At 72.0% G+C, this 22,769-nt stretch carries 24 protein-coding genes; 10 read left to right on the top strand and 14 right to left on the bottom strand.

Annotated elements, in window-relative coordinates; genetic code table 11:
- Window positions 1–82: 82 nt before the first annotated feature.
- The 3 genes from BM041_RS00280 to BM041_RS00270 are packed head-to-tail and all read right to left on the bottom strand — an operon-like array spanning window position 83 to window position 2,375.
- Complete coding sequence (locus BM041_RS00280; RefSeq protein WP_092953780.1) at window positions 83–835, bottom strand: FkbM family methyltransferase; 753 nt, start codon at window positions 833–835, stop codon at window positions 83–85.
- On the bottom strand, window positions 832–1,716 hold the full coding sequence (locus BM041_RS00275) for a VOC family protein (protein ID WP_092953777.1): 885 nt from the start codon (window positions 1,714–1,716) through the stop codon (window positions 832–834). Before BM041_RS00275 ends, BM041_RS00280 begins: the two co-directional genes overlap by 4 nt.
- Window positions 1,716–2,375, bottom strand: coding sequence for a glutathione S-transferase family protein (locus BM041_RS00270; protein ID WP_092957246.1), 660 nt, complete (start codon window positions 2,373–2,375; stop codon window positions 1,716–1,718). Before BM041_RS00270 ends, BM041_RS00275 begins: the two co-directional genes overlap by 1 nt.
- Window positions 2,376–2,681: 306 nt before the next feature.
- On the opposite strand from BM041_RS00270, the gene BM041_RS00265 reads away from it, so the two are divergent.
- Entirely contained in the window at window positions 2,682–4,619 is a 1,938-nt protein-coding gene (locus BM041_RS00265) for a polysaccharide biosynthesis protein (protein ID WP_092953774.1), read from the top strand.
- Window positions 4,620–4,653: 34 nt separating this feature from the next.
- On the opposite strand, the gene BM041_RS00260 is transcribed toward BM041_RS00265, so the two are convergent.
- The 3 genes from BM041_RS00260 to BM041_RS00250 form a co-directional block, all read right to left on the bottom strand.
- Window positions 4,654–6,720: a methyl-accepting chemotaxis protein gene (locus BM041_RS00260; protein WP_092953771.1), complete on the bottom strand. Its 2,067-nt coding sequence runs from the start codon at window positions 6,718–6,720 to the stop codon at window positions 4,654–4,656.
- A 60-nt stretch (window positions 6,721–6,780) separates the two neighbouring features.
- Window positions 6,781–8,850 carry a methyl-accepting chemotaxis protein gene (locus BM041_RS31710; RefSeq protein WP_092953768.1) on the bottom strand — a complete coding sequence of 690 codons (2,070 nt, stop codon included), beginning with the start codon at window positions 8,848–8,850 and terminating at the stop codon, window positions 6,781–6,783.
- Between the two features lie 75 nt (window positions 8,851–8,925).
- Window positions 8,926–9,237, bottom strand: a complete 312-nt coding sequence (locus BM041_RS00250; RefSeq protein ID WP_092953765.1) for a hypothetical protein — start codon at window positions 9,235–9,237, stop codon at window positions 8,926–8,928.
- Between the two features lie 260 nt (window positions 9,238–9,497).
- Between BM041_RS00250 and BM041_RS00245 the strand changes: the two genes are divergently transcribed.
- Both BM041_RS00245 and BM041_RS00240 read left to right on the top strand, forming a co-directional pair.
- The gene (locus BM041_RS00245; RefSeq protein WP_092953762.1) at window positions 9,498–10,655 is read left to right on the top strand and encodes a DegT/DnrJ/EryC1/StrS family aminotransferase; all 1,158 of its coding nucleotides are present in this window, start codon (window positions 9,498–9,500) and stop codon (window positions 10,653–10,655) included.
- Between the two features lie 90 nt (window positions 10,656–10,745).
- Window positions 10,746–11,471, top strand: coding sequence for a DUF1194 domain-containing protein (locus tag BM041_RS00240; protein ID WP_092953759.1), 726 nt, complete (start codon window positions 10,746–10,748; stop codon window positions 11,469–11,471).
- Between the two features lie 69 nt (window positions 11,472–11,540).
- Here BM041_RS00240 and BM041_RS00235 read toward each other — a convergent pair whose 3' ends face one another.
- Window positions 11,541–11,954 carry a DUF3775 domain-containing protein gene (locus tag BM041_RS00235; protein WP_092953756.1) on the bottom strand — a complete coding sequence of 138 codons (414 nt, stop codon included), beginning with the start codon at window positions 11,952–11,954 and terminating at the stop codon, window positions 11,541–11,543.
- 136 nt (window positions 11,955–12,090) lie between these two features.
- Here BM041_RS00235 and BM041_RS00230 point away from each other — a divergent pair, with 136 nt between their 5' ends.
- On the top strand, window positions 12,091–12,333 hold the full coding sequence (locus BM041_RS00230) for a hypothetical protein (protein WP_092953753.1): 243 nt from the start codon (window positions 12,091–12,093) through the stop codon (window positions 12,331–12,333).
- 7 nt (window positions 12,334–12,340) lie between these two features.
- On the opposite strand, the gene BM041_RS00225 is transcribed toward BM041_RS00230, so the two are convergent.
- The 5 genes from BM041_RS00225 to BM041_RS00205 form a co-directional block, all read right to left on the bottom strand.
- Window positions 12,341–13,162, bottom strand: a complete 822-nt coding sequence (locus tag BM041_RS00225; RefSeq protein WP_092953750.1) for an aldo/keto reductase — start codon at window positions 13,160–13,162, stop codon at window positions 12,341–12,343.
- Between the two features lie 14 nt (window positions 13,163–13,176).
- On the bottom strand, window positions 13,177–14,211 hold the full coding sequence (locus BM041_RS00220) for a WD40 repeat domain-containing protein (protein ID WP_092953747.1): 1,035 nt from the start codon (window positions 14,209–14,211) through the stop codon (window positions 13,177–13,179).
- 68 nt (window positions 14,212–14,279) lie between these two features.
- Window positions 14,280–15,263 carry a CobW family GTP-binding protein gene (locus BM041_RS00215; protein ID WP_092953744.1) on the bottom strand — a complete coding sequence of 328 codons (984 nt, stop codon included), beginning with the start codon at window positions 15,261–15,263 and terminating at the stop codon, window positions 14,280–14,282.
- An 88-nt stretch (window positions 15,264–15,351) separates the two neighbouring features.
- Window positions 15,352–16,671: an ATP-binding protein gene (locus BM041_RS00210; RefSeq protein WP_092953741.1), complete on the bottom strand. Its 1,320-nt coding sequence runs from the start codon at window positions 16,669–16,671 to the stop codon at window positions 15,352–15,354.
- Between the two features lie 53 nt (window positions 16,672–16,724).
- Window positions 16,725–18,053 (bottom strand): aspartate aminotransferase family protein, encoded by a 1,329-nt coding sequence (locus BM041_RS00205; RefSeq protein WP_092953738.1) that lies wholly within the window; start codon window positions 18,051–18,053, stop codon window positions 16,725–16,727.
- A gap of 99 nt (window positions 18,054–18,152) precedes the next feature.
- On the opposite strand from BM041_RS00205, the gene tsaB reads away from it, so the two are divergent.
- Window positions 18,153–18,806, top strand: a complete 654-nt coding sequence (gene tsaB / locus BM041_RS00200; RefSeq protein WP_245761860.1) for a tRNA (adenosine(37)-N6)-threonylcarbamoyltransferase complex dimerization subunit type 1 TsaB — start codon at window positions 18,153–18,155, stop codon at window positions 18,804–18,806.
- Entirely contained in the window at window positions 18,803–19,231 is a 429-nt protein-coding gene (locus BM041_RS00195; RefSeq protein WP_092953732.1) for a GNAT family N-acetyltransferase, read from the top strand. The genes tsaB and BM041_RS00195 overlap by 4 nt, the downstream gene beginning before the upstream one ends.
- A 6-nt stretch (window positions 19,232–19,237) precedes the next feature.
- On the opposite strand, the gene BM041_RS00190 is transcribed toward BM041_RS00195, so the two are convergent.
- Window positions 19,238–19,423, bottom strand: coding sequence for a sulfurtransferase TusA family protein (locus BM041_RS00190; RefSeq protein WP_408735391.1), 186 nt, complete (start codon window positions 19,421–19,423; stop codon window positions 19,238–19,240).
- A gap of 36 nt (window positions 19,424–19,459) precedes the next feature.
- Here BM041_RS00190 and BM041_RS30910 point away from each other — a divergent pair, with 36 nt between their 5' ends.
- The 4 genes from BM041_RS30910 to BM041_RS00175 all read left to right on the top strand — a co-directional run bounded on the left by BM041_RS30910 (window position 19,460) and on the right by BM041_RS00175 (window position 21,602).
- The gene (locus BM041_RS30910; RefSeq protein WP_217648646.1) at window positions 19,460–19,606 is read left to right on the top strand and encodes a hypothetical protein; all 147 of its coding nucleotides are present in this window, start codon (window positions 19,460–19,462) and stop codon (window positions 19,604–19,606) included.
- A 54-nt stretch (window positions 19,607–19,660) separates the two neighbouring features.
- Window positions 19,661–20,125: a MucR family transcriptional regulator gene (locus tag BM041_RS00185; RefSeq protein WP_092953729.1), complete on the top strand. Its 465-nt coding sequence runs from the start codon at window positions 19,661–19,663 to the stop codon at window positions 20,123–20,125.
- A gap of 113 nt (window positions 20,126–20,238) precedes the next feature.
- A complete protein-coding gene (locus tag BM041_RS00180; protein ID WP_092953726.1) occupies window positions 20,239–20,724 on the top strand; it encodes a Fur family transcriptional regulator in 486 nt (161 codons plus the stop codon).
- A gap of 20 nt (window positions 20,725–20,744) precedes the next feature.
- Entirely contained in the window at window positions 20,745–21,602 is an 858-nt protein-coding gene (locus BM041_RS00175; RefSeq protein ID WP_092953723.1) for a GNAT family N-acetyltransferase, read from the top strand.
- Here BM041_RS00175 and BM041_RS00170 read toward each other — a convergent pair whose 3' ends face one another.
- Window positions 21,603–22,766, bottom strand: a complete 1,164-nt coding sequence (locus BM041_RS00170) for an MFS transporter (RefSeq protein WP_092953720.1) — start codon at window positions 22,764–22,766, stop codon at window positions 21,603–21,605. It lies immediately after the preceding gene.
- Window positions 22,767–22,769: the final 3 nt, after the last annotated feature.

Raw genomic sequence — 22,769 nt, 5'->3', positions numbered from 1 at the left:
GATGTCTCCGATGCCACCCACGTTCCGAAGCGGCACCGGAACAATCGCACCCCGACACGCATCGGTCGAGGGCTGCGCGGCCCTACCCGCTCAGCCGCCCCGACTCCAGGCTGGCATAGACATCGCCCGAATTCGCCTCATGCGGCAGGGCTGCGATCCACGCCGCCATGGCCGCGGCCCCGATCGGGCCGGCATGGGCGAAGCGCATGCCTTCCCCCAGGCAGGCGTTGAACTGGCGGAACCCTAGCGCCGAGAGCCTTTCCAGGCATTCGGCGGCGACGCCGCGCTGGATGGTGGTGAATTCGAAGGACAGGCTGCGCGGCGCGCGCGTCAGGCCCGCCAGTGCCACCGCCTCATACCCCTCCACGTCGATCTTCACGAAGTCGGGCATGCCATGCGCCGCCGCCAGCGCATCCAGCGTGGTAACGGGCAGGTGGAGTTCGCGGTCCCAGACCTGGCCTTCCCACCCCGCCGCGCCATCGGCGGCCGCGACGAAATCGGCGCTGGCCGTGGCGACGGTCGGGTTGGCGGAATTCACCCGCAGCACCGCCTCGCCCACCGCCTCGCCCACCAGGGATTCCACCAGCACGAAGCCGGCATCCCCGCGGAAGGCGCGGCGCAGGAAGCGCGCCAGCAGGGGCTGCGGCTCCACCGCCACAGCCCGGGCGCCGATCCGGCGGAAACTCGCCGCCCGGTCGCCCACATGGGAACCCACGTCGAAGCCGAGATCCCCCGGCCCCAGGAACCGCGCCTGGAATTCATCCAGCGCCGCCGCCCGCCCGGGCGCCCGCAGATAGGTCCGGATGGAAGCGCGGACCGCAGCGACCGAGGTCACTGGAACACCACCGCCGCGCCGCCGGTGGCTTCCGGCGGCACCATCAGCCCGTCCGGCGCCTCCCGCAGCGGCAGGCCCGCCAGCACGTCGCGCGCGGCGCGGCCCTGGTCGCTGGTCCGGATGACCATCCCGGCCATGAAGGGCAGCGAAGGTGGAACAACCCCCGGCAGCACCCGCCCCAGAGCATCCGGCGGCAGGACCCGCACGACGGTTTCCATGGCTGGGGAGAAGGGGCCCGCGGCGCCCACTGCGCCCGGCAGCCTCAGACGAAAGCCCGCCACCGGATCGGGCTCCGCCGGCCGGCCCGTGAGCCGCGACAGGCGCGCGGTGGTCTCGGCCGGGTCGGCGGCGGCCAGGATGGCCACCGTCAGCGCCTCCGCCCCATTGGTGTGGCCCATCCAGCGGGGGTCCCAGACCAGTTCCGGCGTCATGTGCTGCACCAGCTGCACCCGGCCCTCCGGCGCATCGGGGAAGGGCAGCCGGGCGAAGCGCGCGATCGGCCCGCCTGCTTCCACCGGGCGCTGCAGCCAGGCGATGCCGGGGATCGCCATCCCCCCCGCCCGCAGCCGTGCCAGGTTCCCCTCCGCATCGTCCATCCCGAAGGCGCAGATATGGGTGCCCGCGTAGCGTGCCAGGAATCCGTCCAGCCCGTTGGAGAACAGGGCGGGGTCATGGATGCCCAGCAGCTCCACATAGCCATGCTTCAGGAAGGCGCAGCGGTTGGCGGAACCGAAGGGCTCCACCGGGCCTTCCGGCGTCCGCCGCCCCGATTGCTGCGCGAAGGGGGAGAGCACGAAGCCCATCCTTTCCCACGCCGCCCAGAGCGGCCCGGGGTCCCGCGCGCAGAGGCCGAGATGGTCGAGGACCGTGGCGCTGCTCATCACAGGGCCGGGTTCTCATACTTCTCCAGCAGCCAATCCGCGGGCTCGGCCGCTGCCTCCCGGTACCAGCGATCCACCAGCGGATGCGCCCGCACCGCCGCGACATAGGCGCGGGAGGTTCCGTTGAGCTCCGGCTGCCAGGTGAGGAACCGCGCCACCACCGGCGCATACATCGCGTCCGCCAGGGTGAAGTCCACGCCGGTCAGGAACGGCCCGCCATACTCCCCGATCGCCTCGGCCCAGATCGCCTCGACCCGCGCGATATCCGCCAGGCTGTCGGGGTTGCGCCCGTGGCCCGGGAATTCCCGGCCGAGATTCATCGGCATCGCCATGCGCAGGGCCCGGAAGCCCGCATGCATCTCGGCCGCGATGCTGCGGGCATGGGCGCGCGCGGCGCGCTTGCGCGGCCAGAGGTCCGCCTTGAATTCAGCGCAATACTCGGCGATCGCGATGCTCTCCCACATCCGCGCGCCGCGATGTTCCAGGTAGGGCACCATCCCGTTGGGGGAGATCGCCTTGATGGCCGTGGTCCCGCCGCCACCGGCCAGCGGCACCACCACCTCCTCCACATCCAGCCCCGCCAGCTGCACCATCAGCCAGCCGCGCATGCTCCAGGAGGAGTAGCGCTTGGTCCCGATCACCAGCCTGCCTTCGGCCATGGCCGCGTTCCCCTGATCCGTTTCGCGATTCATGGCACGGTCGGGGGCGGCTGTCCCGAGGGGGGGGTATCGCCCTTCGCCGATGGGGAAGGCGCTGCCTTCCCCATACCCCATCCGCCCCCTCTTGAAGATTCGGGAGGCAGAGCCTCCTGGACCATCGTCAGTCAGAAACCTCGCGGTCCAGGGTCCCGTTGGACCCTGGCCGGGGGTGCAGGGGGGCGGAGCCCCCTTGCGGGGAACCGTTGGTGCGGGGGGCAGAGCCCCCTGCCACTAGCGAGCGCGCACGCGCAGGAGTAGCAAACGAGAATGGCTGCTTCGGCTCGGGACCGCATCCTCCTCAACCTCGCCCTGGATTCGCTGGTGGCCGCCCTCGCGTTGCCCGCCGCGGTCTGGCTGGCCGCGCCCGGCGCCTGGCCACCCGCCCTCTGGTGGGCGGCCACCATTCCCGGCGCCATCGCGGCCCTGATGCTGGTCGGCGTGCCGCTGCGCCTGCCGCAGCAATACTGGCGCTTCGCCTCCCTGCCGGAGGCGCTGTCCACCACCGCCGCCGCGGCCGGCGCGGCGCTGATCACCGCCATCGGCCTGCACTGGTCGGGCGCATGGGCGCCCCCCAATCCGGGCTTCCCCGCCATCCATGCTTTGGTCCTGGCCGCGCTGCTGGCGGCGCCCCGCATCGCGGCGCGCCTGCGCCATGCCGGCCGCGCCGGCCCGCTTTCCGACACGCCGGCCGCCCCCGTCCTGCTGGTCGGCGCCGGGGATGGCGCGGACCTCTTCATCCGCGCCATCGGGCAGGAACGCAGCCCCGCCTACCGCGTCACCGGCATCCTCTCCCTCCGCTCCCGCCAGCTCGGCCGCCGCATCCATGGCCTGCCCATCCTCGGCACGGCGGAGGATGCCGCCGCCATCCTCGACCAGCTGAGGGAGGAAGGGCGCCTGCCCGCGCAGATCATCCTCGCCACCCCCCAGCTGCAGGGCCTGGAACTGCAACGCCTGCTGGATGCCGCGGACCGCCACGGCCTGCCGGTGAAGCGCGCCCCCACCCCCACGGCGCTCGGCCCCGCCAGCCGCCGCCCCGGCGAACGCGCGGAAGCCGAGCCCCGCGTCACGCTAAGGCGCGTGGAGATCGAGGATCTTCTGGACCGCCCCCAGGTCCCGCTGGACCGCGAAGGCATGGCCCGCCTGGTGCAGGGCAAGCGCGTGCTGGTGACGGGCGCGGGCGGCACCATCGGCGGCGAACTCGCCCGCCAGGTCGCCGCACTGGGCCCCGCCAGCCTGACGCTGCTGGATCACGGCGAATACGTCCTCTACGAGATCGACCTGGAACTGCGCGAACGCCACCCCGGCGTGCCCCGCCGCGCGGTGCTGGCCGATGTGCGCGACAGCGCCCGCATGGGCCGGCTGATGGCGGAGATCAGGCCCGAGCTCGTCTTCCACGCCGCCGCCCTGAAGCACGTGCCGATGGTGGAGAACGACCCGCTGGAGGGGCTGCTCACCAACGCGCTCGGCACCCGCATCGTGGCGGACGCGGCGCGCGCGGCGGGCTGTTCACTGATGGTCTTCATCTCCACCGACAAGGCGGTGAACCCGACCAGCGTCATGGGTGCCTCGAAGCGCCTGGCGGAGATGTACTGCCAGGCGCTGGACCGCGGCGCGCGCACCAGCGGCACCGGCATGCGGCTGGTGACGGTGCGCTTCGGCAATGTGCTGGGCTCCACCGGCAGCGTGGTGCCGCTGTTCCGCCGGCAGCTGGAACGGGGCGGCCCGCTGACCGTGACCCACCCCGACATGCGCCGCTATTTCATGACGGTGCGCGAAGCGGTGGGCCTCGTCCTCCAGGCGAGCGTCGTCGGTGCCACGGATCGGCAGGACCAGCCGCCGGAACTGCGGGAGGGCGGCATCTTCGTCCTCGACATGGGCGATCCCGTGAAGATCGTGGACCTCGCCCGCCGCATGATCCGCCTGGCGGGGCTGCGCCCGGAGGAAGACGTGGAAATCCGCTTCACCGGCCTCCGCCCCGGGGAGAAGCTGTTCGAGGAGTTGTTCCACGGCCAGGAACCCCCGAGCCCCACCAATTTCCCAGGCCTCCTCGTCGCCGTGCCGCGCACGACGGATGCCGGGGAGATGGGCCGCGCCATCGATGGCGTCGCCGCGCTGGCGGCGGCCGGGGACCGCAAGGGCGCACTGGCCCGGCTGAACGCCCTGGTGCCGGAATTCGAGCATGAGCTGAACGGCCAGGCGCCGTAGGGAAGGCCGGGGCCGCGGGGCGGCCCCGGGCAGTTCACGCCGCGCGGATCGCCACCAGGAACCCGTCCACCTTTCCGCGCAGCCCTTCCGCCTGCTGCGCCAGTTCGGCGGAGGCGCTGCGCACATCCGCCGCCGCGCTGCCCGTGCGCTGCGCATCGGCGCTGACGCCGGCGGCGTGGTCGGAGGCCTGGCGCGTGCCGGATGCCGCCTGCGCCACCGCCACGCCGATCTCCTGCGTCGCCTGTGCCTGCTGCGCGGCGGTTTCGGCCACCTGCGCGGTGGCGGCGTTCAGCGTCTCGATCGTGCGCGCGATGGCCTGCACCACCTCCACCGTCCGCCCCGTCTCCGTCTGCATCGCCGCGATCTGGGCGCCGATCTCCTCCGTGGCCTTCGCGGTCTGCGCGGCCAGGGTCTTCACCTCGGACGCCACCACCGCGAAGCCCTTGCCGGCCTCCCCGGCCCGGGCGGCCTCGATCGTCGCGTTCAGCGCCAGCAGGTTGGTCTGGCCCGCGATATCGCCGATCAGCCGCACCACGTCGCCGATCCGCGATGCGGCCTCCGACAGGCCGCGCACCGTCGCATCCGTGCGCTCCGCCGCCGCCGTCGCCTCCCGCGCCGCGCCCGCGCTCTGCTCGATCTGGCGCACGACCTCGGCGATGGAGGCCGAGAGTTCCTCCGTCGCCGCCGCCACGCTGCCGACATTGGCGCTGGCCATGGCGGTGCTGTCCGCCACCGCCGCGGCGCGGGCGGAACCGTCCTTCGCCGTCGCCGCCATGCCGGTCGCCGTCGCGTCGAGTTCCGTCGCGGCGGAGGCGACGGCGCGCAGCACGCCGGCCGTCTCCTCCCCGAACTCCGCCAGCAGCGCGTCGACGCGCTTCGCCCGCGCGGCCTGCGCCTCCCGCTCCGCCGCCTGCGCCGCCTCCAGCGCGTTCCGCTCGGCGGAGGCCGCGCGCAGCTGGTCCACCGCCAGCGCCACCTCCCCCAGCTCATCCGCCCTGGCGCTGCCGGGCACGACCAGCGTCAGCTCCCCGCCGCCGATCCGCCGCACCACGCGCGCCAGGTCGCCGAGCGGGGAGACCAGGCGCCGCAGCAGCAGCACCAGCGCGGCGCCCATCACCAGCAGCGTGGCGAGTGCCATGGCGCCGATGATCGCCAGATCCTGCCAGCCCTGCGCGACCATGGCCTCGCCCTGCGCGATCGCTTCCTCCAGCGCCGCGTCGCGCACGCCGACCAGCTGCGTCAGCGCGCCGGTCGAAAAGCGGCGATGCGCCGTGGGGTCGTTCGGCCAGGCTTCCGTGCCGCCGGCCTGCCGCAGGCCGCCGATGCGGACCAGGTTGCGGAAGCCGGGCTCCCCGGTCACCAGGTAGCCCTGGCGGATGGAGCTTTCATGCGCCCGCGCCAGGGTGGCGGAACCGCTCGCCTCCACCAGCCGCTCCAGCGTCGCCAGGATCTCCTCCACCCGGCCGGTCAACTGCTGCGCGGTGGCCAGCGCCTCCGGCGTGATGGTGCCGCCGCCGACCCAGCCATTCAGCAGCAGGCCGCGCCGGCCCGCGATGTCCCGCAGCTGTCCGCCCTGCATCGCGGTTTCCAGCAGCGGCGCCAGCGCCGGCGCCAGGCGGGACAATTCGCGCGCCCCTTGCCGCGCCATGCCGCTCAGCCGGTTGCCATGGTCGTTGCGCACCTGGGCCAGGTCCCGCACCACGCCGGCATCCCGGGCCGCCGGCGGCTGCGATGCCGCGGCCAGCGTGCGTTCGGTCAGCGCCGTCATCGCCCGCAGCGCGTCGCGTGCCGGCGCGGGGTCCAGCCCCACCGCGCGCGCATTCGCCTCCGCCGCGGACAGCAGCCGCTGCATCTCCTCCTGCCCCGCGCGCAGATCGGCCAGGTCCGGCTGCGCCACTACCATCGCCGTGCTGATGCGCGCGGATTGCAGCGCGAAGGCGGTCTGGCCCCGCAGGACGTCGCTGATCAGGCGCGTGGAGATCACCACCCGTTCGGTCTGCCGCACCTCCCGCCAGGCTTCATTAGCCTGCCAGGCCAGGGCGACCAGGCCCGGGAGTGCAACCAGGGTGAAGCACAGCAGCAGCAACTGTCGAACGCGCATCCTGCTCAGTCCTTGTCCAGGCCCAGCAGCGGGCCGCCTTGGTACCAGGGGTCAGGCACGTCACGCCGCGCGGATGGCGCCCAGGAACTGGTCCACGCGCCCGCGCAGCCCTTCAGCCTGGCGCGCCAGCTCCGCCGATGCGGCGCGCACCTCCGCCGCCGATTGCCCGGTCTGCTCCGCGTCCTGGCTCACGCCCGTCGCATGGCGCGACGCCTCCTGCGTGCCCTGCGCCGCGGCCGCCGCCGCGCGGCCGATCTCCTGCGTCGCCTCCGCCTGCTGCGATGCCGCTTCCGCCACCTGCGCCGTGTTGCGGTTCAGCGCCTCGATCGTGCCGGCGATCGCGCGCACCACCTCCACCGTCCGCCCGGTCTCGGTCTGCATCGCCGCGATCTGCGCGCCGATCTCCTCCGTCGCCTTCGCCGTCTGTGCCGCCAGTGCCTTCACCTCCTGCGCCACCACCGCGAAGCCCTTGCCGGCATCGCCTGCCCGCGCCGCCTCGATCGTCGCATTCAGCGCCAGCAAATTCGTCTGGCCCGCGATGTCGCCGATCAGCTTCACCACATCGCCGATCCGCGCCGCCGCTTCCGACAGCCCGCGCACCGTCGTGTCGGTCCGCTCCGCCGCCTCCGTCGCCTCCTGCGCCGTCGCGGCGCTGATCTGCACCTGGCGCATCACCTCGCTGATCGAGGCCGAAAGCTCTTCCGTCGCCGCCGCCACGCTGCCCACGCTGCCCGACGCCTCCGCCGAGGATCGCGCCACCGCGCTGGCGCGCTGCGTGCCATCTGCCGCCGTCGTCGCCATGCTGGTGGCTGTCGCATCCAGCTCCGTCGCCGCGGAGGCCACGGTCCGCAGCACATCGGCCGTCTCGGCCTCGAATTCCTCCAGCAGCGCGTCGATGCGCTGGGCGCGTTCCAGCTGCGCTGCCGCTTCGGCCTTCTGCGCGGCCTCCAGCGCCTCCCGCTCCAGCGACGCCAGCCGCAGCTGGTCGACGGCGCGCGCCATCTCGCCCAGCTCATCCGGCCGGTCCCGCGCCGGCACGGCCAGCGTCAGCTCCCCCGCCCCGATGCGGCGGACCGTGCCCGTCAGCTGGCCAAGCGGCGCCACCATGCCACGCAGCAGCAGGATCAGCGCCGCCGCCATCACCGCACCCGTCACCGTCATCCCCGCGATGGAGACCGCCAGCTGCAGCCGCGCAGCGGCATCATCCGCCGACGCGCGTTCCAGCGCCTCGTCCAGCGCCGCGTCGCGCATGTCGAGCAGCCGCGCCAGGGTCTGGATGGTGTAGCGGGAATAGGTCGCCGTATCCTGCGGCCAGGGCGTTTCCGCCGTGGCCGGCTGCAGCCGGGCGCGTGCCACCCGCAGGAAGCTGCGCCAGTAGGGGTCGGCCTCCTGCGCGAACAGGCGCTTCAGCTCCGCCTGCGCGCGCACCAGGCGCGGCGCCCCGGAGGCTTCCACCAGCCGCTCGATATTCGCCATGGCATCGGTCAGGCGGCCGCTCAGCTCCACCAGACCCTCCAGCGCTTCCGCCTGGATGGGTGCGCCACCGATCCAGGGCGAGACGCCCAGCGCCCGCCGTCCCGCCACTTCCCGCAGCGTCATGGCGTGCAGCGCCACCTCGATGAAGGGCGCCACCGATGGCGCGGTGGTGGTGATGACACGCGCCGCATCCCCGCCGACGGCGCTCATCCGCGTGCTGAGATCGGCCCGCTTCGCCAGCACCTCCGCCAGTAGCGCGGGATCGCGCGCCGGAACCGGCTGCGCAGAGGCTGCCGTCACGCGGCGCATCAGGTCCTCCAGCGTCGCGGAGGCCTCCCGCACCACCGCGGCATCGCTGCCCGCGGTCGCCATGCTGCGGGCCGCGGCCGCCAGCCCCTGCATCGCGGCCTCATGCGTCTGGCGCATCCCCGCGAGATCCGGCGTCGCCGCGCGCAGGGCGACGGTCAGGTTGCCGGTCTGAACCGCGAAGCTGGATTGCGCGCGACCGATGTCGCTGAACACCTGCGTCGCCTGGATGGCCCGCTCGGCCCGGGCAGAATCCCGCCACGCCGCGCTGGCGAACCAGGCCGATAGCGCCAGCCCGGGTGCGGCAATCGCGATGAACCCGAGAAGGAAGCGGGATTGGATGCGCATGCGAGTCCCGGACAGGCCAATGTGCCCGGAGGATATGCGGCAGCGCCTTGCTGCCTCCTTAACCGGCGCCGGTCCTCAAGCCGCGCGGATGGCGCCCAGGAAGTGGTCAACTCGCCCGCGCAGCCCTTCCGCCACACGCTCCATCGCCGCCGCCTGGGCGGCCATGCGACCGCCCATATCCATCGCCGGTGCAACGGCCTCCGCAGTGACCAGCGTGCCGTCGATCCAGCCGGCGGTCGTCAGCGCCCGCGGGCCGGAAGCATCGCGTAGCGCCATGGACTGCAACGCCAGTTCCACCAGCGAGGATGCGTCCGGCGTCAGGATCACCAACTCCCCCGCCACGGCGAGCGCGGAGCCACCGATGCTCGCGAGCAGCGATGGCCACAAAGCCTAGGAGAAAGCACGAACGTATACGACCCCCTGATGCAGGGCGGGCCCGGGTTGGCGGGAGCAGTTTCATGGCGCTTCAAGCCCGAACCACCGTGGCGCCGAAGAACCGGCCCACCCGCCCCGGCAGGGCGCCAATCCTGCGCCCTGCTTGCATCCCGGACGCCATCCCACCCTTCCCCGGCAACGCCCCGAAACCCCCGGTGATTTGGCCGACGCGGCACCGCGGCGCTATGGGTGCCCGGCAGACCGGATAACGGATGACCATGACCACCCTCCCCCCCATCGCCCTGTTCGACATGAAGGCCCAGCAGGCCCTGATCCGGGCGGAGATCGACCGCCGCCTCGCCTCGGTGCTCGACAGCGGCCGCTTCATCAACGGGCCGGAGGTGCAGGAGCTGGAGCAGAAGCTGGCCGAATTCGCGGGCTGCGCCCATGCCGTCGGCGTCTCCTCCGGCACCGATGCGCTGCAGATCGCCATGATGGGGGCCGGCATCGGCCGCGGCGACGCCGTCTTCCTGCCCGCCTTCACCTACACCGCGACGGCGGAAGTTCCCCTCGTGCTCGGCGCGACGCCCATCTTCGTGGACGTCCATCCCGGCACCTACAACATCGACATCGATGACCTGAAGCGCCGCATCGCGCTGGTGGAAAGCGAGGGGCGGCTCCGCCCCGCCGCCATCGTCGGCGTCGATCTCTTCGGCCTGCCCGCCGACTGGCCCGCGATCGAGGCGATCTGCGCGGAGAAGGGCATGTTCGCGCTGGACGATGCCGCCCAGGCCTTCGGCGCGGCGCTGCATGGCAAGCGGCTCGGCCGCTGGGGCCATGCGACGGCGCTCAGCTTCTATCCCACCAAGACGCTGGGCTGCTACGGCGATGGCGGCGCGCTGCTGACCGATGACGCGGATCGCGCGGAGCTCTGGCGCAGCCTCCGCACCCATGGCGAGGGCAAGACCCGCTACGAGGTGGAGCGCACCGGCATGAACGGGCGGCTCGACACCATGCAGGCCGCGATCCTGCTGCCGAAGCTCGGGCTGCTGGGGGACGAGCTCGCCGCCCGGACCCGCATCGCGGCGGCCTACAACCAGGGCCTGGCCGGCAAGGTCCAGACCCCCGTCACGACGGAGGGCGCCGAGCACGCCTGGGGCCTCTATTCCATCCTGGTCGAGGATGAGGCCGCCCGTGCCCGGGTGCAGGAAGCCTGCAAGGCCGCCGGCGTGCCGACCGCCATCTACTACCCGAAGTCGCTGCACCGGCAGCCCGCCTACGCGGCCGCCCATGCGGAGGGCATCAGCAACGCGCCCGAACTGCCGGTAGCGGAGATGCTCTGCCGCCGCATCATGTCCCTGCCCATGCACCCCTATCTGACGGAGGCGGAGGTCGCGCGCGTGGTGGCGGCGGTGGCCGGCGCCGTCTGAACCTTGCCCGCGTGAAAATCTTTATTGAGGCTTGAACCGGCGGCATCGCTTGCTGTTGCATGACGGGACCCACAGACGCGGAGGCCGCCGATGCGCCGCAGGTCCCTGATTGCCGCCGCGGGCGCGGCCGGCTTCGGCCGCATCGCGCCGGCAAGGGCCGATGAGCCGGTCGACGTCGCCCTCGTCCTCGCCGTCGATGTCAGCCGTTCCATCGACGAGGATGAGGCAAGGCTGCAACGCGAAGGCTACCGCAGCGCCATCACCGACCCGAAGGTGGTGGAAGCCATCCGCGGCGGCATGCTCGGCTCCGTCTCCCTCTGCTACATCGAATGGGCCGGCATCGAGTACCAGCGCACCGTCATCCCCTGGACACGCATCGCGACACAGGGGGATGCGGATGGCTGGGCCGCCACCCTCGCCCAGGCACCCCGCGCCTCCCTCTCCTGGACCTCCATCTCCGGCGCCATCGAGGCATCGCGCCGCGCCATGGGCGAATGCCCGCATGAGGCGACGCGCAAGGTCATCGACGTCTCCGGCGACGGCGTGAACAATTCCGGCCCACCGGCCGAAATGGCGCGGGACCGCGCGGTGGCGGACGGCATCACCATCAACGGCCTGCCCATCCTGAACGACCGCCCGACCTTCGGCCGCGCGCCGCCCGTGCCGCTCGACATCTACTACCGCGACAGCGTCATCGGCGGGCAGGGCGCCTTCATGATCGCGGCCGAGGATTTCGAGGCCTTCGGAAACGCGGTGCGGCGGAAGCTGATCCGGGAGATCGCGGGGTTGCCAGGACCGACAATCAACTACGCCTGACCGTGGGGAAGGCTTTGCCTTCCCCACACCCCATCCACCAGGGCCGAACCGGCCCTGAACCGTCTCGAGTCAGCGTTCGATTTCTTCCAGCGACAGGCCGAAGGCGGCGACGCCCTCGCTCAGCAAATCGCCGAGATTGTCGATGCCAAGCAGATAATCGGCGGCATCGCGGCCGTCATTGCGCTCCGCGGCCAGGCCCACGGCCTCGTCCCACTCGCCGGCCTCATAATCGCCACGGCCCACCCAGCACAGCGCGATCAGCGCGGCCTGCTCATCCTCGTTCAACTCGGTGATGTAGGCGCGCAGGCTGTCCTCCGTGATGTCGTCGGGGCCCGCCACGTCGGTGTCGTCGCCGCCATCATCGGCCGCGGCACCAAGCTCCGCCTCCTCATCGCCCTGCACGGCACGGGCCTGGTCCACGATGGTCGCGACGGTCTCCAGGCTGATGCCCAGGTCGATCTCGTCGTCGGATGCTGCCGCCATGGGAATCCCCCCTCCTGCCTGCGCGCCCATTACAAAGCAGCGGGGCGTCACAGTTCCAGACGGGGGACAAAAAAATCGCGTGGCAACGCTGGCCGGCATCGCCGCGTTGAGCCGCGCATCACAGGAAGATCCAGCCATGCGCGCCTGGCCGATGCTTGCCCTGGTCGCGTTGCTGGCCCTGCCCGCGGCCGCGGATGGCTTGCCGGAGATCGCGCAGATGCGTGGCCCCGGCTTCGGCTGCGCCGCCCCGTTCCTGCTGCACCCGGCGGGCGGGACCCCTCGCGAGGTGATGGCGGAGGACCCGCCACCCTTCCGCCGCGCCATGCTGACCTGCCTGGCGGAGCCCGGGAACCGCAAGCGGCCGCTTCGCCAGACCTGACCGGCCGCTACCCGTTCACCCAATCCGGCGCCATGCCGGGGTTCACGTATCGCCTGTCCTTCGGCAGCGCCTCGATCGCCGCCAGGTCTTCCGCATCCAGCCGCACATCCAGCGCCGCCAGGTTCTCCGCCTGCCGCGCCGGGCTCGCCGCCTTCGGCACGGCGGAGACGCCGGGCATGGTCATCAGCCAGGCCAACGCCACCTGCGCCGCCGTCACGCCATGCTTCCGCCCGATGCCCTGCAGCACGGGGTCGGAGGGTGCATTCCCCTTGCCCAGGGGCGAATAGCTGGTCAGCACCATCCCGTTCGCCGCGCAGATCGCGCGAAGCGCCGACTGGTCCAGCAGCGCATGGTGTTCCACCTGCAGGCAGGCGAGGCCGACCCCCTGGTCGATCGCGCGCTGCAGGAGCTTCGGCGGGAAGTTAGAGACGCCGATCGCCTTGGCCCGTCCCTCCGCCCGGATCGCCGCGAGCGCGCGCAGCGCATCCGGCAGGTCGAGCTCCGGCGAGGGCCAATGGATCAGGAACAGGTCCACATGGGGCGTCGCGAGCCGCGCCAGGCTGGCATCGAAGGCGCGGCGGATGGCATCGCCCTTCGGCTTGTCGTTCCAGACCTTGGTGGTCAGGAAGATCTCGCCCCGCGCCACGCCGGACCGCGCGATGCCGGCGCCGACCGCTTCCTCATTGCCGTACATCTCCGCCGTGTCGATGTGGCGGTAGCCCATGCCGAGGGCGGAGAGCACGGCCGCCGTGCACTCCTCCCCCTTCATCGGCCAGGTACCGAGGCCGAGGCGCGGCATCCGCAGATGCGCCGTCTCCAGGATTTCCATGGGCTCGCTTCCCTCTACCGCTTCGACAGATCGACGACGCCGCAGAGCCCGGCTTCCGTCCCGAAGGCGAGATGCGTCCCCGCGGCATTCCAGGCCAGGGTGGACACCGCGCTGCCCTTCGGCGGCGCCACCGGCACCACCTTGCCGCTGGCCACTTCCGCCATCAGCACCAGCCCATCCCCGAAGCCGGCGGCCACCACCTCATGCTGCGGATGGCAGGCGACGGCGCTGCAAAGCACCTCGTCGCCGCCGGCCAGTTCCGTCGGCGCCTTGCCCATCGGCCCGCCGCCGAAGAAGGGCCAGAGCACCACGCTCTCCGCCCCGCTCGTCGCCAGCCAGCGGCCGCGGGAGGAGAAGTGGATGCTGCGCGTCTTCCCGGGATAGCCGGACATGCGCATGTGCTGCCCATCCGCCAGCCGCCAGCCATGCAGCGCCGGTTCCTGCATGGCGGTGACCACATGCGTGCCGTCCGGGCTGAACAGGATGGCGTGATGGCTGCCCTTCCATTCCAGGACCTTGGGCTTGTCTTCCTTGGACCCCACGAACCACAGCGACGCGCCGCCGTAATGGCTGGCCGCGATCCGCTTGCCCTTGGCGTCGATGGCGATGCCGCCGACCGTCGTCGGATGCGGCAGCGCCTTCAGGATCTGCCCCGCGCCATCCAGCACATGCACCACCTTGCCGACCGAGGCCGCGCGCACGCCGCCCTCATGCGCCGCCACGTGATCGACCCATTTCGACCCGAAGCGCGCGACCTCGGCGACCACGCCATCCGGCGTCACCTGCACCAGCCGCCCGTCATCGCCGCCGGAGAGCACGCCGGCGCGGCAATCCGCGACGGCAGAGAGCACGGCGCCGTCATGCGCCTCCACCCGCTGCCAATCCGCCGCCGGGGCGCCGACCGGCATGATATGGACGGTGCCATCGGCCAGCGCGAAGGACAGGCTCCGCCCCTCCCGCCCGAACACGGCCGCCACGGCCCAGGCGCCGAGGTCGCGCGCCACGCCCCGGCTCGCCAGCAGGAAATCGGCTTCCGTCACTTCGGCCATGTCGTCGTCCCGCCCATCATGCCGCCCGCCTTCGTCGCGCGGGCGGCGCCTGTCAACCCAGGCCCGGCTCAGGCCGGGACCTGGCAGGCCTCGAAGCCGCGGCGCAGCTGCGGGCGGTTCAGGTTGCGGCCGATGAAGACGATCTTGGACTTTCGCTCGTCACCATCCTTCACCGGGCCGATGTAGTCGCCATCGGCGATCATGTGCACGGCCTGGAAGGCGAAGCGGCGATCGTCATTGGCATAGTAGAGGATGCCCTTGGTCCGCAGCAGGTCCTGGCCCTTGGACTGCAGCAATTCCCCGATCCAGACGTTGAACTTCTCGGCGTCGATCGGGCGCGACACCTGGAAGGACATCGAGTTCACCTCGCTGTCATGCTCATGGTGGTCCTCGCCGGAGAGGAATTCCGGCTCCCGCTCCAGGATCCGCGCCAGGTTGAAGGCGTCCCGCCCCACTACGCTCTCGATCGGCACGTCGGACTTGGTGCTGCGGCGGATCTCGGCATAGGGGTTGATGCCGCGGATCAGGCGCTCGACCTCCGCCGCCTCGTCCTCATTCACCAGGTCCATCTTGTTCAGCACGATGATGTCGGCGAAGGCGATCTGCTCCTGCGCCTCCGCGCTGTCCTTCAGCCGGGCGGGCAGGTGCTTGGCGTCCACCACGGTGACGATGGCGTCGAGCTTCGTGGCCCGCTTCACATCCTCATCCGCGAAGAAGGTCTGCGCCACGGGGGCGGGGTCGGCGAGGCCCGTCGTCTCCACGATGATGCCGTCGAACTTGCCGCGGCGCTTCATCAGCCCCCCGATGATGCGGATCAGGTCGCCGCGCACCGTGCAGCAGATGCAGCCATTGTTCATCTCGAACACTTCCTCGTCCGCATCGACGACGAGGTCGTTGTCCACGCCGAGCTCCCCGAACTCGTTGATCACCACCGCGTACTTCTTGCCGTGGTTCTCGCTCAGGATGCGGTTCAGCAGCGTGGTCTTGCCGGCGCCGAGGTAGCCGGTCAGCACGGTCACGGGAACGGGGGCAACGGTATCGGTCGCGCTCATGGATCGGGGGCCTCTCGGGGCAGTCGGACAGCGTTCAGGCGCTTATATGGGGATGCGGGGCTGATTCCAGGCCCTGGGTCCACAGACGCTAAAGCGGCGTCCCGCCCGCCTGCTTCGCCCGGTTGGCCAGGGCGCGGGTGATGACGGCGGTCAGGTCCGCGGCCGAGACGGGCTTCACCAGGAAGGCGTCCATCCCCGCGGCCTCGGCCTGGGCGCGCACATCCTCCCCCCCCTGCGCCGTCACGGCGATGACGGGCAGGCGGCCGGCGGGGCCGGACAGGGCGCGCAGCCGGCGCGTCGCCTCCAGCCCATCGACCTCCGGCATCTGCAGGTCCATCAGCACCGCGGCATAGGGGCGGGACTGCACCAGGGTCAGCGCGGTCGCCGCATCCCCGGCTTCCTCATGCCCCCAGCCCGCGCGGTCCAGCACATGGCCGAGCAGCCGGCGGTTCACCGGCACGTCATCCACCACCAGCACAGGCGGTCCCGGCCTGCGGGCCGGGCTCGGCAGGGTGGGCACGGGGGCGGCGTGTTCGGGCGGCACCACCTCCTCATCCGCCACCCGCAGCAGCGGCAGGGTCACGGTGAACAGGCTGCCACGCCCGGGCGCGCTGGTGACGGCGATGCCGCCCCCCATCCGCGCCGCCAGGTCCCGGCAGATGGAAAGGCCGAGCCCCGTGCCCTGTTCGCTGCGCTGGAAACGGTCGAACAGGGTCGCCATCCGGTCGGTGGCGATGCCCGCCCCGGTATCGCTGACCGAGAGTTGCAGCAGCCCCGCCGCCGTCTCCCGCGCCTCGATCCGCACCTCCCCGCCCTCGGTGAAGCGGATGGCGTTGGCGGCCAAATTGGTCAGGATCTGCCGGATGCGCGCCGCGTCGCCCCGCCAGGCCGGGTGCGTGCCCGTGGCGATGGCGACGGCCAGGCGGTTGCCATGCGCCGCCGCCCGGGCGCGGAGCAGCGCCACCACCTGGTCCATCGTCTCATCGATCCGGAAGGGATCGCTGGCCAGCGGCGCCTTCACCTCCCCCGGCACCTCGATCAGGTCGCGCAGCAGCAGCATCAGGTCGGATGCCGCCTGCCGGGCCGCCATGGCATCCGCCCGCGCGGCGCGGGACAGGCCCGTGCCCCCCAGCACCAGGTCCAGCAGGCCGAGCACTCCGCCCAGCGGCGTCCGGATCTCATGCGCGGCCGTCGCCAGCATGTCGGCGTGCAGCTTGGCGGCGTGCTGTTCCGTCTCCGCCTTCGCGACCGCGGCGCGGGAAGCGGCCTCCGTCTCCGCCCGCGCCACCTCGCCCCGCCACAGCACCGCCGCGACCAGCGCGACGCCCGCCAGGATGATGACGAGCGTCAGCAGAGGCCACTGCGCGCGCTCCGCCGGCAGATGGGACAGCACCGCCGCCCCCAGCACTCCGGCCAGCGCCAGGATGACGAGCAGCAGCGGCGCCAGTCGGCGGGGGCGTGTCAGGCTGGCACGGCCCGGATGGCGTCGGCCAGCGTGCCGAACAGCCGGTCGATATGCGGCTTTTCCACGATCAGCGGCGGCGAGAGTGCCACGATATCGCCCGTCACCCGCGTCAGCACGCCCTTGTCGAAGCAGGTCTTGAAGACATCCATGGCCCGCGCCGTCGGCTTGCCCGCCCGCGGCGCCAGCTCGATCCCCGCCACCAGGCCCATGTTGCGCACATCGATCACGCCGGGGACATCGCGCATCGAATGCGCCGCATCCTCGAAATAGGGCTCCATGGCGCGGGCCCGGCCGGGCAGGTCCTCCGCCCGGTGCAGTTCCAGCGTCGCGATCGCGGCGGCGGCGGCCAGGGGATGGCCAGAATAGGTGTAGCCGTGGAACAGCTCGATCCCTGCCGGCACGCCGTTGACGATGGTGTCATAGACCTGGTTGCTGGTGGCGACCGCGCCCATCGGCACCGCGGCGTTGGTCAGCCCCTTCGCCATGGTCATGATATCGGGCGTGACGCCCAGGCGTTCGGCGCCGAAATTCGCCCCGATGCGGCCGAAGCCGGTGATGACCTCATCGAAGATCAGCAGGATGCCGTGCTTCGTGCAGATCTCCCGCAGCTTCTGCAGGTAGCCCTTCGGCGGCACCAGCACGCCGGTGGACCCCGCCAGCGGCTCCACCATCACCGCCGCGATGGTGTCGCCATGCAGCGCCACCAGGTTTTCGAGCACCTCCGCCAGGTTCGCCCCGTTCTCCGGCTGGCCCTTGGCGAAAAGATTGCCCGGCACGCCATGGGTGTGCGGCAGGTGGTCGACATAGGGAAGCTGCGCGCCGAACTGCTTGCGGTTGCCGCCGATGCCGCCCACCGACATGCCGCCGAAGCCCACGCCGTGATAGCCGCGTTCGCGCCCGACGAGGCGCACCCGCTGGCTGTCGCCCCGCGCCTTGTGCCAGGCCAGCGCGATCTTCAGCGCGGTATCCGCGGCCTCCGACCCCGAATTCACGAAGAAAACGCGGTCCATCCCCTCCGGCGTCATCTCCGCCACGCGGGCGGCGGCTTCGAAGGCGATGGGGTGGCCCATCTGGAAGGTCGGCGCGAAATCCATGATCGCGGCCTGCTTCTGGATCGCTTCCACGATCTCCCGCCGCCCATGGCCGGCGTTGCAGCACCAGAGGCCGGCGGTGCCGTCCAGGATCTCCCGCCCCTCCGGCGTGAAGTAGGACATGCCTTCCGCCCGCGCCAACATGCGCGGCTTGTCCTTGAAGGACTTGTTGTCGGTATATGGCATCCAGAACGCGTCGAGGTTGTTCGGACGCGGTACGCTGATCTCGTTCATGGGGCGACGATCCTTCTGCGCGGCCACCAAAGCAAGCCGCCGATTGCGCTGCAAGGTCAACCGATGGACGGAACAAGACGCGCGCCTTACAGCAATGGCATGCGCCTGCTCGTCCTTGATGGTTCGCTGGCCCGCTGCTCCGCCGCCCTGCTGCAGGATGGCGCGCTGGTCGCCCATGCCTTCCACGCCGGCGCCCGCGGCCAGCCCACCGCGCTGCCGCCCCTAGCCGAGCAGGTGCTGGCGGGCGCCCGCCCCGATGCCGTGGCCGTCGTCGTCGGCCCCGGCGGCTTCACGGGGCTGCGCACCGCCATCGCGCTGGCGGAGGGGATCGCGCTGGCCACCGGCGCACGCCTGGTCGGCGTCACGACCGGGGAGGCCCTGGCCGCTGCCCTGCCCGAGGGGGTGCGCGACACACGCGCCGTCTGGGCCGCCATCGACACGAAGCGCGGCCGCTTCCTGCTGGAACGCCTGACGCCGGGCGCCTGGCACGCCGCGACGCCGCCCGAGCCGATGGCGGAGCGCGACATCCCCGCCCCCTCCGGCCCCGTCGTCCTGGTTGGCGACGCCGCCCCCCTGGCCGCCGCCCGGCTGCTGGCGCGCGGCTTCGATGCGACGCTGACCGACAGCCGCCTGCCCGATGCCGCCGCCGCCGGCCTTGTCGCGCTGCGGCGCCTGGCCGGCGACATCCCCTGGCGGGACGCGACGCCCCTCTATGTCGAACCCCCCGCCGTCCGCCTGCCCGCCGCGGGATGAGCGGCTTCGACATCGCCGAGGCCGCCCGCCTGCACGCCCTGGCCTTTCCAGCGGCCGAAGCCTGGGGCACCGACGCCATCCGCCTGATGCTGGAGATGCCCGGCACCTTCGGCGTGCTGCGGCCCGGCGCCGGCTTCGTCCTGGCCCGCGTCGCGGCGGATGAGGCGGAGATCCTGACCCTCGCCGTGGCGCCGTCGGCGCGCCGGCAGGGGACCGGGGGCACCCTGCTGGCGGCGGCGATGGCCGGCGCGGTGGCGCGCGGGGCGGGGGCGATGTTCCTGGAAGTCAGCGACCGGAACACGCCGGCGCGGGCACTGTATGGGGCAGCGGGATTCGAAGAAGTGGGGCGAAGGCGCCGGTACTACGGGGATGGGGCGGATGCGCTGGTGTTGAGAAGGGGGCTGGAGCCGGGCTCGCGCGCCTGAGCCCCCTCACTTCCGCCTCACCCACACCTCGAGCACCCCCTCCCCCGCCTCCCTTACCCCCAGCACCCCATGCCCCTGCTCCGCCGCCGTCCGCGGCACGTTCTTCCGCGGCTCGTCCCCCTTCATCCGCACCAGCAGCACCTGGCCCGGCTGCATCCGGTCCAGCGCGAGGCGCGTGCGCACGAAGGTCATCGGGCAAGTCTCCGCAGTGATATCCAGGGCCACATCGTGACTCTGTTCTTGCAGCACGGGGTGATTCATCACGAAACGGCCCTTCTGATCACCAAACGTCATTGCGAAACGGCGATTCACGGCAATATGGTGGCAACGGCGCGTCGCGGCACCGGGCATGGCGCCCGTCCGCCGGAGAAATGAGCGGGCATCAGCGGCCCGACGACGCGGACAGGACAAGAAGCCAGGACAAGACGCATGGCCGATACCACGGCATACCCCGGGGGGAATCCCGATCTGCTTGGCCTGACGGCGGAAATCGTCTCGGCCCATGTCTCCAACAACTCCGTCGCCGTCGCGGACCTGCCGAGCCTCATCCAGGACGTCTACCGCACCCTCGCCTCCATCGGCCTGCCGGCAGCGGAAACGCCCGAACGCCCACAGCCCGCCGTGCCCGTGAAGAAGTCGATCACCCCCGAATACCTGATCTGCCTGGAGGACGGGAAGAAGCTCAAGATGCTGAAGCGGCATCTCAAGACCTCGTTCAACCTGACGCCCGACCAGTATCGCGAACGGTGGAACCTGCCCTCCGACTATCCGATGGTGGCGCCCAACTACACCAAGCACCGCTCCTCCCTCGCCAAGCGCATCGGCCTCGGCACCAAGCCCCGCGGCCGCACCCCCGGGCGTGGCCGCGCGGCAGCGCCGGGCCGGGACGCCTGAAGGCCATCCGCGGGGCGAAGGCCCTGGGTGGTGGCGTGCCGCCACAGGCGCTATTGATGCGCTCGCCCCGGCCGGGCTGAACCCGGCCGACCGCAGGACATCCCGCCCGCCGCATGCACAGCCACGACCGCCACGCCGAGACAGCCCGCCCCGATCCGTCCCGGATCGAACGTCTCTGCGTGGAGCGCGGCCTGAAGATGACCGGCCAGCGCCGCCTCATCGCCCGCGTGCTGAGCGAGGCGGAGGACCATCCGGATGTCGAGGAACTCTACCGCCGCGCCGCCGCCCTCGATGACCGCATCTCGGTCGCGACGGTCTACCGCACCGTCCGGCTGCTGGAGGAGAAGGGCATCCTGGAACGCCGCGACTTCGGCGGCGGCCGCGCCCGCTACGACCCGACCGATCGCGGCCATCACCATCACCTGATCGACGTGGACACAGGCCGCGTCATCGAGTTCGAGGATGCGGAGTTCGAGAAGGTGGCCCGCGCCATCGCCGAACGCCTCGGCTTCAGCCTGGTCGGCCAGCGCCTGGAACTCTTCGGTCGCAAGGGCGCGCCGGCGCCCGCCCCCCGTGGCCGCACCAAGCCCAAGGCCTGACCCGACATGAGCGTTGCCCGATGAGCGTCGATGGGCCCCTGCCCGAGGATGCCCCCCTCCCGGCCGACCCGCCCCGCGCGGCGCCGCGCGCCGAGGGGTTCGAGGAGCTGCGCGCCGGCAATCTCGGCCTGCGCATCGCGGAAAGCGCGGCGGAGATCGATGCCGCCCAGGCGCTGCGCTTCAAGGTCTTCTATGAGGAGATGGGCGCCAATGCCGATGCCGCGACGCTGGCCGCGAAGCGCGACGGCGACGAATTCGACGCGGTGGCGGACCACCTGCTGGTGCTGGACCATGACCTCGGCAACGGCCCGGAAGCGGTCATCGGCACCTACCGCCTGATCCGCCGCGCCGCCGCCGATCGCCTCGGCCGCTTCTACTCCGCCGGCGAATACGACATCGGCCCGCTGCTGGCCTTCCCGGGTGAGGTGCTGGAACTCGGCCGGTCCTGCGTCGCCGCCCCCTATCGCACGCGGGGCACGCTGCAATTGCTGTGGCGCGGCATCGCCGCCTTCGTCTTCCGGCACAAGATCGACCTGATGTTCGGCTGCGCCTCCCTGCCGGGGACGGACCTCGATGCCCTGGCCGCGCAACTCTCCTACCTCCATGCCAACCACCTGGCACCGCCGGCGCTGCGGCCGCGTGCCGTGCCGGACCGCCATGTGGCGATGGACCGCATCCCGCCGGGCGACCTCGACATGCGCGCCGCCATGGTGGCGCTGCCGCCGCTGGTGAAGGGTTACCTCCGGCTCGGCGGCTTCGTCGGCGATGGCGCGGTGATCGACCACCAGTTCAACACCACCGATGTCTGCATCGTGGTGAAGACGGACCTCATCACCGACAAATACTACCGGCACTACGAACGCACCGCCGGCGGGTAGCTACCGCCGCAGCACGAACAGCCCCACCACCAGCGTCACCCCCGCCAGCACCAGGTAGGGCACCAGGTAGCCCCCCGTCAGGCCGATGAGCCCCCCGAAGAGGGAAGGCCCGAAGACCGACCCCAGCGGCGTCAGCACCATGAAGACGCCCATTGCCGCGCCGATCTGCGCCCGCGGCGCCGCGGTGGCCGCCGCCCCCTGCGCCACGCCCGCGAAGCCCGCGATGGTCATGCCGAGGGCGAGCGCCGCTGCCGCGGCCGCCGGCGCCCCCAGCCCCGCCGCCAGCGCCAGCCCGACGAAGCCGAGGCAGGAGGCGAAGGCGATGATGCGCAGCACCCGCGGCCCATCCCCCCGCCAGACCCGGTCCGCCAGCAGCCCCCACAGGATGCGCGCGATGGCGGAGACGACATGCGTCGCGCCGAAGATCAGCGCCGCCACCGCCGGCGACAGCCCCGCCGGCCCCACCATGTACAGCACCAGATAGGCGTAGAAGGCCCCCTGCGCGGTGTTCAGCAGGAAGGTCGTCAGGCAGACCCGCATCAGCGCCCGGTTCCGCAGCACCGTCAGCAGCCCCGCCACCACCGGCCCCCGCGCCACGGCAGGCGCCCCGCCCCCCGGCGTCACCACCGCCAGCACCGCCACCAGCGCCGCCGCCACCGCGACGGCGCCTGCGGAGACCCGCCAGGCATCCGGCCCCGCCAGCCCCGCGATGATGGCCGCGATCAGCCCGCCCGCCGGCACGCCGGCCTGCTTCACACTCATCATCGTGGACCGCCAATCCGGCGGAAACCAGGTGACGACGCCGACGCTCGTCGCCGGGTTCACCAGGGAATAGGCGATGCCCGCCAGGATCAGCAGCGACGCCGCCATGGCGCCCCCGGCGGAGACCGCGAAGAACCCCGCGCTGATGCTCACCCCGGCCATGGAGAGGGCGAGCGCGGCGCGGACCCCGATCCGGTCCACCAGCCACCCGCCCGGCAGCGCCACCAGCGGCTGCGCGCCGTAATAGGCCGCGACCAGCAGCCCGAAGGTCGCGGTATCCAGGCCGAGGTCCCGCTGGATGGCCGGGGCGAAGGCCATCACGCCCATGATGTTGATGGTGCCGACGCAATGCGCCGCGAACAGCAGGAAGAGCCGGACGCCCCCCGAAAGCCTTACCCCCACTGG

This window comes from Falsiroseomonas stagni DSM 19981 (assembly GCF_900114315.1).
GTDB lineage: Bacteria > Pseudomonadota > Alphaproteobacteria > Acetobacterales > Acetobacteraceae > Falsiroseomonas > Falsiroseomonas stagni.
The sequence above is the reverse complement of the archived record's forward strand: the minus strand, read 5'-3'. Positions and strand labels throughout refer to the sequence as shown.

Excerpts from the sequence above, each read along its gene's own strand:
- BM041_RS00275 (WP_092953777.1), bottom strand. The coding sequence starts at position 1,716 with ATGAGCAGCGCCACGGTCCTCGACCATCTCGGCCTCTGCGCGCGGGAC.
- BM041_RS00270 (WP_092957246.1), bottom strand. The coding sequence starts at position 2,375 with ATGGCCGAAGGCAGGCTGGTGATCGGGACCAAGCGCTACTCCTCCTGG.
- BM041_RS00265 (WP_092953774.1), top strand. The coding sequence starts at position 2,682 with ATGGCTGCTTCGGCTCGGGACCGCATCCTCCTCAACCTCGCCCTGGAT.
- BM041_RS00260 (WP_092953771.1), bottom strand. The coding sequence starts at position 6,720 with ATGCGCGTTCGACAGTTGCTGCTGCTGTGCTTCACCCTGGTTGCACTC.
- BM041_RS31710 (WP_092953768.1), bottom strand. The coding sequence starts at position 8,850 with ATGCGCATCCAATCCCGCTTCCTTCTCGGGTTCATCGCGATTGCCGCA.
- BM041_RS00245 (WP_092953762.1), top strand. The coding sequence starts at position 9,498 with ATGACCATGACCACCCTCCCCCCCATCGCCCTGTTCGACATGAAGGCC.
- BM041_RS00240 (WP_092953759.1), top strand. The coding sequence starts at position 10,746 with ATGCGCCGCAGGTCCCTGATTGCCGCCGCGGGCGCGGCCGGCTTCGGC.
- BM041_RS00235 (WP_092953756.1), bottom strand. The coding sequence starts at position 11,954 with ATGGCGGCAGCATCCGACGACGAGATCGACCTGGGCATCAGCCTGGAG.
- BM041_RS00230 (WP_092953753.1), top strand. The coding sequence starts at position 12,091 with ATGCGCGCCTGGCCGATGCTTGCCCTGGTCGCGTTGCTGGCCCTGCCC.
- BM041_RS00225 (WP_092953750.1), bottom strand. The coding sequence starts at position 13,162 with ATGGAAATCCTGGAGACGGCGCATCTGCGGATGCCGCGCCTCGGCCTC.
- BM041_RS00220 (WP_092953747.1), bottom strand. The coding sequence starts at position 14,211 with ATGGCCGAAGTGACGGAAGCCGATTTCCTGCTGGCGAGCCGGGGCGTG.
- BM041_RS00215 (WP_092953744.1), bottom strand. The coding sequence starts at position 15,263 with ATGAGCGCGACCGATACCGTTGCCCCCGTTCCCGTGACCGTGCTGACC.
- BM041_RS00205 (WP_092953738.1), bottom strand. The coding sequence starts at position 18,053 with ATGAACGAGATCAGCGTACCGCGTCCGAACAACCTCGACGCGTTCTGG.
- tsaB (WP_245761860.1), top strand. The coding sequence starts at position 18,153 with ATGCGCCTGCTCGTCCTTGATGGTTCGCTGGCCCGCTGCTCCGCCGCC.
- BM041_RS00195 (WP_092953732.1), top strand. The coding sequence starts at position 18,803 with ATGAGCGGCTTCGACATCGCCGAGGCCGCCCGCCTGCACGCCCTGGCC.
- BM041_RS00190 (WP_408735391.1), bottom strand. The coding sequence starts at position 19,423 with ATGACCTTCGTGCGCACGCGCCTCGCGCTGGACCGGATGCAGCCGGGC.
- BM041_RS00185 (WP_092953729.1), top strand. The coding sequence starts at position 19,661 with ATGGCCGATACCACGGCATACCCCGGGGGGAATCCCGATCTGCTTGGC.
- BM041_RS00180 (WP_092953726.1), top strand. The coding sequence starts at position 20,239 with ATGCACAGCCACGACCGCCACGCCGAGACAGCCCGCCCCGATCCGTCC.
- BM041_RS00175 (WP_092953723.1), top strand. The coding sequence starts at position 20,745 with ATGAGCGTCGATGGGCCCCTGCCCGAGGATGCCCCCCTCCCGGCCGAC.